Origin of the sequence: Micromonospora sp. D75 (genome assembly GCF_018070405.1) — a bacterium.
Taxonomy (GTDB): domain Bacteria; phylum Actinomycetota; class Actinomycetes; order Mycobacteriales; family Micromonosporaceae; genus Micromonospora; species Micromonospora chalcea.
Genome location: NZ_JAGPXV010000186.1, coordinates 1 through 9,308, shown reverse-complemented (window position 1 = coordinate 9,308; position 9,308 = coordinate 1). Strand labels below are relative to the sequence as shown.

The following is a 9,308-nucleotide window of genomic DNA, read 5'->3' as shown; positions in this document are numbered from 1 at the left end:
AGTTGCGGCACGGCTCGGAGAAGCTGAACGACCCCTGGTTGCGGGTGGTCACGCCGGCGCCGTGGCAGACCGGGCAGGCCACCGGCTGGGTACCCGGCTTCGCGCCGTTGCCGTGGCAGGTGTCGCAGACGCCGGGCGCGCGCAGCGTCAGCGGCAGCGTGACGCCGCGTACCGCATCCTCGAAATCGAGCGCCACCTCGGTCTCGACGTCCCGGCCCCGCGCCGGACCGCGCGGACGCGCCGCGCCGCCCCCGCCGCCGGAGAAGATCGAGCTGAACAGGTCGGTGAAACCGCCGCCGCCGAACCGGGTGTCCCCGCCGCCCGCGCCGCCGCCGAACAGGTCGGAGACGTCGAACGGCACGCCGCCCGGCTGGCCCGCGCCGCGGGCGCTGCGGCGGAAGGCGCCCGAGCCGAACAGCGAGCGCATCTCGTCGTACTCGCGTCGCTTCTTCTCGTCGCCCAGCACCGCGTACGCCTCGGAGACGGTCTTGAACCGCTCCTCGGCCCCGGTGTCGCCGGGGTTGTGGTCCGGGTGCGACTCCCGGGCCAGCTTGCGGTACGCCTTCTTGATCTCGTCCGAGGAGGCGGACTTCTCCACGCCCAACGCGGCGTAGTAGTCCTTCTCGATCCAGTCCTTGGAACTCACCGGTCCACCCCCTTCCACGGGTCGAAGCCCGGCCGTCCCGCCCGCCCGGTGGGGGCGGGCGGGACGTCACGGGTCGGCACTACTCCGGGTCCGCGACCGCGACCATGGCGGGCCGCAGCAGCCGCTCGCCGAGCTGGTAACCGCGGCGCATGACCTGTACGCAGGTCGACTCGGTCACGTCGGCGGAGGTCTGGTGCGCCACCGCCTCGTGCCGGGTCGGGTCGAACGGGTCGCCCTTCTCGCCGAACGCGGTCAGGCCGAACTTGCCCAGCGCGGCGGTGAGCTGCTCGGCCACGCTGCCGAACGGGCCCACCAGATCGCCGTGCTCACGGGCCCGGTCCAGGTCGTCCAGGATCGGCAGCAGCGCGCTGAGCACAGTGCCGGTGGCCTGCTCCTGGACCAGGTTGCGGTCCCGGTCGACCCGCTTGCGGTAGTTGGCGTACTCCGCCGTGACCCGCTGGAGGTCGCGGGTGCGCTCCTCCAGGTCGGTGCGGAGCGACTCCAGCTCGGCGCCGAGCGGCGCGGTCGCCTCCGTCTCCCCGCTCGGCTCGGCCGGGGAGTCGACCACCGTCGGCCCGGTGACCTCGGCCTCGCCGCCGATCTCGTCGACCACGACCTCGGCCTCCTCGACCAGCCCTTCGGCGGGCGCGTCGGCAGCGGCGTCCGCCGCCGAGGCGTCGTTCGCCGGCTGCTCGGTCACCTTGCCGAGCTTGCGCTTGTCGCGGATGACGACCCGGGGTTCGTCGCCGGCGTCCTTGCCGGCGCCCGCCGACCCGGTGGCACCCGGGTCGGCCGCGCGTGGCTTGTCCGTCATGCGGTTACCTCATCCCTCTGCCGTGCGAATCGTGTCCGGGACCGGATGTCACTTCTTGTCCTCGTCCACGATCTCCGCGTCGACCACGTCGTCGTCGCCGCCGGCCTTCGGGCCACCGGTCGCGCCCGCGCCCGCGCCGGCGCCCGGCCCGGCCGCGCCACCCGGCGCCGCCTGCTCGCCCTCCTGCTGCTGGGCGTAGAGCAGCGAGCCGGCCTGCTGGGAGACCTGCGCCAGCTTCTCGTGCGCGGACTTGATCTTCTCGATGTCCTGGCCGCCGAGCGCGCTGCGCAGCTCGCCGAGCGCCTCGTTGAGCTGGTCACGGTTCTCGCTGGGCAGCTTGTCGCCGCTCTCGGCGAGGAACTTCTCGGTCTGCCACTGGAGCGCCTCGGCCACGTTGCGGGTCTCGGCCTCCTCGCGGCGGCGCTTGTCCTCGTCGGCGTGCTCCTCGGCGTCCCGGCGCATCCGCTCGATGTCGTCCTTCGGCAGCGAGGAGCCGCCGGTGATCGTCATCTTCTGCTCCTTGCCGGTGCCCAGGTCCTTGGCGTGCACGTTCACGATGCCGTTGGCGTCGATGTCGAACGTGACCTCGATCTGCGGCACGCCGCGCGGGGCCGGCGGGAGGCCGGTCAGCTCGAAGGTGCCGAGCTTCTTGTTGTAGGCCGCGATCTCCCGCTCGCCCTGGAACACCTGGATCAGCACCGACGGCTGGTTGTCGTCGGCCGTGGTGAAGACCTCGGAGCGCTTGGTCGGGATGGTGGTGTTGCGCTCGATGAGCTTGGTGAAGATGCCGCCCTTGGTCTCGATGCCCAGGCTCAGCGGGGTCACGTCGAGCAGCAGGACGTCCTTGACCTCGCCCTTGAGCACACCGGCCTGGAGCGCGGCGCCGACGGCGACGACCTCGTCCGGGTTGACGCCCTTGTTCGGGTCCCGGCCGGTGAGCTGCTTGACCAGGTCGGTGACGGCCGGCATCCGGGTCGAGCCGCCGACCAGGATGACGTGGTCGACGTCGGAGATCTTGATGCCGGCGTCCTTGACGGCCTGCTCGAACGGGCCCTTGCAGCGGTCCAGCAGGTCCTGCGTCATGCGCTGGAACTCGGCGCGGCTGAGCGTCACGTCGAGGTGCAGCGGGCCGGCCGAGCCGGCGGTGATGTACGGCAGGTTGATGTTGCTGGTGGTGGCGGCGGACAGCTCGATCTTGGCCTTCTCGGCCGCCTCCTTGAGCCGCTGCATGGCCATCTTGTCCTGCGAGAGGTCGATGCCGTGCTCACCGCGGAACGTCTTCACCAGGTGGTCGATGATGCGCTGGTCCCAGTCGTCACCGCCGAGCTGGTTGTCACCGCTGGTGGACTTGACCTCCACCACGCCCTCGGCCAGCTCCAGCAGCGACACGTCGAAGGTGCCGCCACCGAGGTCGAAGACCAGGACGGTCTGCTCCTTGGAACCCTTGTCCAGGCCGTACGCCAGGGCAGCCGCGGTCGGCTCGTTCACGATCCGCAGCACGTTGAAGCCGGCGATCTCACCGGCCTCCTTGGTGGCCTGGCGCTGCCCGTCGTTGAAGTAGGCGGGGACGGTGATCACCGCGTCGGTGATCTGCTCGCCCAGGTACGCCTCGGCGTCCCGCTTGAGCTTCATCAGCGTACGGGCCGAGATCTCCTGCGGGGTGTACTTCTTGCCGTCGATGTCGACGGTCCAGTTGGTGCCGATCTCCCGCTTGACCGAGCGGATGGTCCGGTCGGGGTTGGTCACCGCCTGGCGCTTGGCGACCTCACCGACGAGCACCTCGCCGTTGCGGGCGAACGCGACGATCGAGGGAGTCGTACGCGAGCCCTCTGCGTTGGCGATGACGGTGGGCTCACCGCCCTCGAGAACGCTGACGCAGGAGTTCGTCGTGCCGAGGTCGATGCCGACCGCACGTGCCATGTTCGCTTCCTCGCTTCGTAACGGGTGAGCAGGTCAGACGGCCTGCCCGGGAGGGCCGCCCGGAAGCGACCGCACCACAAGTTGAGTGAACTTGACTCAATAGTGCCACGCCATCGCCAATCCGCAAGTCGAGGTTGAGCCGACCCGGCGCAACCCGACCGTTACTACTGTCCGGTTGTCTTACCTTGCGTCGGTCGGGCACGCTTTAGCGGTGACGACGCATGGCGATTCCGCCACCCGTGCCGGCGCGCCCGCCGTCGCAGCCCGCACCGGAGCCACCACCGGCGCCGACCAGCCTGCGCACGCCGCGGAGGGCCTGCCCGCCGCGCTCACCGGCCTGCGGTCGGCGATCGGCGCGGCCCGCTTCCCGCTCGCCCTCCCCTCGGCCGAGCCGGCCCGGCACGCCGCCACGAGCCTCACCGACCAGCTCGACGACTACCTGCTTCCCCGGCTGGCCCGGCTCGACGCCCCGCTGCTGGTGGTGGTCGGCGGCTCCACCGGCGCGGGCAAGTCGACGCTCGTCAACAGCCTGGTCCAGGCACGGGTCAGCGCGGCCGGGGTGCTCCGCCCCACCACCCGCTCCCCGGTGCTGGTGTGCAGCCCGACCGACGCGGCCTGGTTCCGGCAGGGCGAGCTGCTGCCCGGCCTGACCCGGACCACCGAGCCGAGCGAGCAGCCGGGCACCCTGCACCTGGTCACCGCACCGGCGCTGCCGCCCGGCCTGGCCTTCCTCGACGCGCCCGACATCGACTCGGTGGTCGACGCCAACCGGGCGCTCGCCGGGCAACTGCTCGCCGCCGCCGACCTCTGGCTGTTCGTCACCACCGCCGCCCGGTACGCCGACGCCGTCCCCTGGGAGCTGCTGCGCAGCGCCCGCGCCCGGGGCACCGCAGTGGCGATGGTGCTGGACCGGGTCCCCCCGGAGGCCGCCGACGAGGTCGCCGCCCACCTGTCCGAGATGCTGGCCGAGCAGGAGCTGGGCGCCGCGCCGCTGTTCGTGCTGCCGGAGACCTGGGTGGACGGGCAGGGGCTGCTGCCGGACCGGATCACCGCCCCGCTCAGTGACTGGTTCGCCCGGCTCGCCGCCGACGCCGACGCCCGCGCCGCGGTGGTCCGGCAGACGCTCGACGGCGCGCTGGCCGCGCTGCACCCGGTGGTGGAGGCGCTCGCCGAGGCCGCCGACGAGCAGTGCACCGCCGCCGACGCGCTGGACGAACGGGTACGGGCCGCGTACCGGGGCGCCGAGCGGAGCGTCGACCAGGGGCTCCGGGACGGCCGGCTGCTGCGCGGCGAGGTGCTGGCCCGCTGGCAGGAGTTCATCGGCACCGGCGAGTTCTTCCGGGGCCTGGAGGCACGCATCGGCCGGCTGCGGGACCGGGTCGTCGCGGCGGTCACCGGGCGGCCCGCGCCCGCCGCGGAACTGCGTACCGCGATCGAGTCGCAGCTCGTCACGCTGCTGCGCGGCGTGGCCGCCGAGGCGGCGGAGAACGCGTACACCGGTTGGAAGGCGCACCCGGCCGGCGCGGCGCTGCTGGAGCCGGACCTGGCCCACGCCTCGGCCGACCTGCCGGAGCGGGCCGAGCAGCTGGTCCGCGACTGGCAGCGCGGCGTGCTGGAACTGGTCCGGGTCGAGGGCGGCGACCGGCGGTTCGTGGCCCGCACTGCGGCGTACGCGGTGAACGCCACCGGCCTCGCCGTCATGATCGGCGTGTTCGCCTCCACCGCGTTCATCCCCACCGGGCTGGAGGTCGCCGCCGGCACCGGCACGGCGGTCGCCGGGCAGACCGTGCTCCAGGCGATCTTCGGCGACCAGGCGGTGCGGAACCTGGCCCGCAAGGCCCGGATCGACCTGCTCGACCGGACCGGCAAGCTGCTGGCCGAGGAAGCCGAGCGCTTCCTGGCCCGCACCGAGGCCGAGCGCCCGGCCGACAACGCCGGCGCGGCGCTGCGCTGGGCCGCCCTGGAGGTCGAGCGGGCCCGGCACCGGAGCGGCTTGTTCCCGAGCCCCGAGCAGGACGGACGCCAGTGAGTAACGTCGTCGGACGGATGCGGGACGCGCTGCGCGGCGAGCAGCGGGTCGACCCGGACGTGCTCATCGAGCGCCTCCAGGCGATCCAGCGGTTCCTTTCCGCGGTGGACGGCGATGTGCCCGACGCTCAACTGGTCGCCGCGCACACGGTGGTCGAGCGGGCCGGTGACCGGCTCGCCCTCTCCGGCCGGCACACGGTGGTCGCGCTGGCCGGCGCGACCGGCAGCGGCAAGTCGAGCCTGTTCAACTCGCTGGCCCGGCTCGACCTCTCCCCGGTCGGGGTGCGCCGGCCGACCACCGGCGTCGCGCACGCCTGCGTGTGGGGTCCGCTGGACGGCGCGGTCCGGCTGCTCGACTGGATCGGCGTGCTGCCCCGGCACCGGTTCGTCCGGGAGAGCCCGCTGGACGCCGACGACGAGTCGACGCTGCACGGCCTCGTCCTGCTCGACCTGCCCGACTTCGACTCGGTGCAGCACGGTCACCGGCTGGAGGTCGACCGCCTGCTGGGCCTGGTCGACCTGGTGGTCTGGGTGGTCGACCCGCAGAAGTACGCCGACCGCGTGATCCACACCAGCTATCTGCGCGAGTTCCACAGGCACAAGGACGTCACGGTCGTGGTGCTCAACCAGGCCGACCGGCTGCACCCGACCGAGCTGCCCAAGGTCCTCGAGGATCTGCGCCGGCTGCTCGACGAGGACGGGCTGGGCGGGGTGCCGCTGCTGCCCACGGTAGCGGTCGACCCGAACGGGCTGAGCGGCCTGCGGGCCGAGCTGGAGCGTACGGTCGCCGAACGGCAGGCCGCCCTGCGCCGGCTCTCCGGCGACGTGGACGCCGTGGTGGCCGATCTCGAACCGCTCGTCGGGCCGGAACCGCCGAGCAGCAAACCCGGCGACGCCTCGGCGCAGGAGCTGAACCGGGCGCTGGCCGGGGCGGCCGGGGTGCCGACTGTGGCGGCGGCGGTCGAGGGGGCGTACCGGCACCGGGCCGTCAGCAACACCGGCTGGCCGCTGCTGCGGAGCTGGCGCAAGCTACGACCCGATCCGCTGCGCCGGCTGCACCTGCCCGGGCGGGACCCGGACGCGCCGGCGGACAGCCTGGTCGCGGCCACCTCCGTACCCGATCCGACGGCCGCGCAGCGCTCGGCCCTCACGCTGGCGATCCGCGCGGTGGCCGACCGGAACGGCGCCGGTCTGCCGGCGCCGTGGCCGGCCGCGGTGACCGCGGCGGCCCGGTCCCGGCAGGCCGACCTGCCGGGCGCGCTCGACCACGCGGTCGCCGCGACCGACCTGGGCATGGACCGCCGGCCGGCCTGGTGGCGGGTGGTCGGCGCGCTTCAGTGGGTGGTCACCCTGGCCGCGCTGGCCGGCCTGGTCTGGCTGCTCCTCGGGTACGCGGTGCGCCTGCTCGGCCTGCCCCCGCTGGAACACCCCACGCTCGGCGTGGTGCCGTGGCCGACGGTCCTGCTGCTCGGTGGCCTGCTGGCAGGGCTGCTGATCGCGGCGCTGACCCGGCCGGTGGTCGGGTGGGCGGCCCGCCGGGCCCGGGCGCGGGCCGAGCGACGCCTGCTCACGTCGGTGGGCAGCGTCGGCGAGAAGTACGTGCTGGACCCGGTGTGGGCGGTGCTGACCCGCTACGGCACGGCCCGGGAGGCGCTGCGCGAAGCCGTGCGGCGCTGAACCCGGCGCGCTGACCGGTGTGGGGGCGGCCCGCGCGGCGTAGGGTCGATGCATGGCCACGCCACAGACCCCCTACGACGCGGTTCTGCACGCCGCGCGCGACGTGACGAGGCTCGACTCGGCCCTGGACGCGGAGATGCTCGGCGCCGCGTTGCTGGGCAGCGTCTACGCCGTCGCGGAGCACGACCGGGAACAGGCCGTCCGCGAGTTCGTCACCGGCTTCCTCGCCGCCACGTCCCGGCGGCGCAGCGCCGCCGCGACCACACTGCGCGCCGTCTTCGCCGCCCTGGTGCCCGACGCCGAGGGCGCCGCCCGGGTCCGGCCCGGCGCGTACGCCCCGACGTGGGCCGGCCAGCTCGGCCGGGTGCACGTCACAGGCGCCTGGGCGTACGGCGACGTGTACGGCGACCAGACGTCCTACCTAGCCACGTTCGCGTACGACGACGAGGAACAGGGCGGGCCCGAGCACGCGCTGGTGGCGCTGGTCGACCACAACATCGGCATCACCAAGGACGTCTTCGTCGGCGGCCCGGCGGCCCGGATCGTGGAGCAGGCCCGGGAGATCTGCACCGAGGACGAGTTCACCTGGTTCCGTACCGAGGACCCGGCCCGGATGCACGCCGAGGTGAGCCGCCACCTGGCGGTCACCGACGACCTCGCCGAGTTGCCCGCACAGGGCTCGCTCGCCACCGACCGGGCGCTCGTGGGCGCACGGCTGGCCGCGCTGCCCGGGCCGACCCCGCCGGCCGGTCCGGCGGTCGTGCCGCCGCCCACCGACGAGGAGCGCACCCGCCTGGTACGCGCGTTCCTCGACTCGCCCGAGGCGTCCCGGTTCGGCCTGCCCGAGGTCGCCGACGGTGAGCTGGCCTCGCTGCACTTCTGCCTCGGCCTGCTGCTCGACCACGCGGCCAGCTTCCCGGACGCCGACCCGATGCGGTGGAGCCCGATGGTCGCCGAGCTGTTCCTGCTCGACTGGGTGCACCGCCGGGCCGTGCTGGACATGGACGACGCGGCGATGCTGCCCCGGGTGCTGCGCGCCTGGGCGGCGTACGCGGCCCGGCAGCGCGGGCTGTCGCAGTCGGCGTCCGCCCGGACGGACGAGGCGATCACCGAGATGGTCCCGGAGTTCGCGCGGCTCTACAGCACCGGTGAGCGGCGCAGCCCGGCCACGGCCGCGGTGGCCCAGCTGATGGCGGACGGCGTGGACCCGGACGACCCGGAGGCGCTGAACGCCTGGATCGAGGCGAACCGCCACCGCCTGACCGACGACCCGGCCTAGGCAGTCGCGCACGCATGATCGGCACCACCTCGGCGAGGTGGCGGCATCACCCCGGCCAGAACCACACCACTACGCCGAAGTGGTGTCGATCATGCGGGCACCGGCCCTCGGTTGCCCCGCCCCTCGTTGATCGACACCACCCCGGCGAGGTGGCTGCATCGAGCCGGCCGGAACCACACCAGCACGGCGTAACGGTGTCGATCATGCGGCCCTGGGTGCCCCGCGCGAGGGGCCTCCCCGAACCTCCTTGATCGACACCACCCCGGCGAGGTGGCTGTATCAAGTCGCTCGCGACCACACCAGCACGGCGAAGTGGTGTCGATCATGCGCCTGCCGATGCCCTGACCAGCCGGACCTCGTTGATCCACACCACCTCGGCGAGGTGGCTGCATCGGACCGGCCGGGACCACACCACTACGCCGAAGTGGTGTCGATCATGAGGCGCGGGACACCGATGGGCGGACCAGGCCGGAAGGAGCGGACGCGGCGGACGACCCGGCAGGACCCGACGGCCCAGCAGAACCGGACGGCTCGGCAGGACCCGACGGATCAGCGGGACCGGACGGCTCGGCGGGACCCGACGGCCCAGCGGAACCGGACGGCTCGGCAGGACCCGACGGATCAGCGGGACCGGACGTACCCGATGGGCCGGACGGGTCGGACGAACCTGCCGAGGGCGTCGGCTCGACGGACGTGGCGGACGGCTCGGGGCTGGGGCTCGGCTCGGGCGTCGGCGTACCCGGGTCGGACGGCGGGTGCGACGGCGACGGTGAGGGCACCGGCGAGGGGTGCGGCGGGCGGACCGGGGTGGGCCGGACCGGCGTGGACGGTGGCGGCGGCGCGGCCACCGGGCGGGACCGGTGGCGGGCGGCGAGGTCGCTGTCGTCGGGCAGGCTCGGCGCGGCCGGGAGGACGGGCCGCGCCGGGGGTACGGTGGTGACGTC

At 73.9% G+C, this 9,308-nt stretch carries 6 protein-coding genes and 1 pseudogene; 4 read left to right on the top strand and 3 right to left on the bottom strand.

Features of this window, described 5'->3' with window-relative positions:
• The 3 genes from KBX39_RS13810 to dnaK form a co-directional block, all read right to left on the bottom strand.
• The coding region (locus KBX39_RS13810) for a DnaJ domain-containing protein (protein ID WP_210870893.1) at positions 1-646 on the bottom strand (646 nt) is incomplete at its 3' end.
• Positions 647-725: 79 nt separating this feature from the next.
• Positions 726-1,460, bottom strand: a complete 735-nt coding sequence (gene grpE / locus KBX39_RS13805) for a nucleotide exchange factor GrpE (RefSeq protein ID WP_043327582.1) — start codon at positions 1,458-1,460, stop codon at positions 726-728.
• Positions 1,461-1,508: 48 nt separating this feature from the next.
• A complete protein-coding gene (dnaK, locus tag KBX39_RS13800) occupies positions 1,509-3,380 on the bottom strand; it encodes a molecular chaperone DnaK (RefSeq protein ID WP_043327583.1) in 1,872 nt (623 codons plus the stop codon).
• A gap of 211 nt (positions 3,381-3,591) precedes the next feature.
• Between dnaK and KBX39_RS13795 the strand changes: the two genes are divergently transcribed.
• The 4 genes and pseudogenes from KBX39_RS13795 to KBX39_RS33330 all read left to right on the top strand — a co-directional run.
• Positions 3,592-5,409: an ABC transporter gene (locus KBX39_RS13795; protein WP_064447964.1), complete on the top strand. Its 1,818-nt coding sequence runs from the start codon at positions 3,592-3,594 to the stop codon at positions 5,407-5,409.
• A gap of 17 nt (positions 5,410-5,426) precedes the next feature.
• Entirely contained in the window at positions 5,427-7,085 is a 1,659-nt protein-coding gene (locus tag KBX39_RS13790; RefSeq protein ID WP_051611301.1) for a GTPase, read from the top strand.
• 52 nt (positions 7,086-7,137) lie between these two features.
• A complete protein-coding gene (locus tag KBX39_RS13785; protein WP_043327586.1) occupies positions 7,138-8,364 on the top strand; it encodes a hypothetical protein in 1,227 nt (408 codons plus the stop codon).
• A 693-nt stretch (positions 8,365-9,057) separates the two neighbouring features.
• Positions 9,058-9,308 (top strand): annotated as a pseudogene (locus KBX39_RS33330) (hypothetical protein); the annotation flags it as partial.